This window comes from Streptomyces sp. NRRL S-646 (assembly GCF_000720765.1).
Taxonomy (GTDB): Bacteria; Actinomycetota; Actinomycetes; order Streptomycetales; family Streptomycetaceae; genus Streptomyces.
The window spans coordinates 1-632 of record NZ_JODC01000084.1 but is presented as its reverse complement, the minus strand read 5'-3'; the positions used below and the strand labels follow the sequence as shown (position 1 = coordinate 632).

At 72.5% G+C, this 632-nt stretch carries 1 protein-coding gene; it reads right to left on the bottom strand.

Features of this window, described 5'->3' with window-relative positions:
• Nucleotides 1–3 precede the first annotated feature (3 nt).
• Nucleotides 4–632 (bottom strand): TetR/AcrR family transcriptional regulator (locus IH68_RS0148980; protein ID WP_037886705.1); only part of this gene is annotated, 629 nt, incomplete at its 5' end.

Genomic DNA, 632 nt, shown 5'->3' with positions numbered 1-632 from the left:
CGGTCAGTCGTTGCTGGGTGTGTCCGGGTGGGTTGCGGGTTCGGGCAGGGGTTCGGTGTTGCGGCTGCTGAGGCCGTCGAGGGAGATGTGCAGGAGGCGGCGCCACTGGCCGGGGTGGCTGTCGGCGGTTGTCAGGACGGCCTGGCTCAGGGAGCCGCTGAGCAGGACCAGGTCGTCGGTGGTGACGTCGGGGCGCAGGAGGCCGGCGTCCCTGCAGCGGGTGCGCAGCTCGTCGATGAAGGTGTAGCAGCGCTGGGCGCAGGAGGGGGTGGGGCCGCCCTTGGTGGTGTAGCTCTCGACGACGGCGCGGTTGTGGGCCTGCGTGGTGAGCATCTGCTCGAAGAAGCCGGTCAGCGCCTGCCAGGGGTCTTCGGTGGCGGTGGCCTGCTGGTGGGCGGCGGTGAGCCAGGAGTCGAACTGCTGTTCAAGGACGGTGAGGAGCAGGTCGTCCTTGGTCGGGAAGTGGCGGTAGAGCGTGCCCATGCCGACGCCGCTGCGCCGGGCGATCTCGCGGACGTCGACGGCGCCGCCGTGCTCGGCGAAGACGGCGCCGGCCGCCTCCATGATCGCGGCGCGGTTGCGTTCGGCGTCGGCGCGGCGGCCGCGCGGTGCGGGCTGTTCGGGTGCGGGGG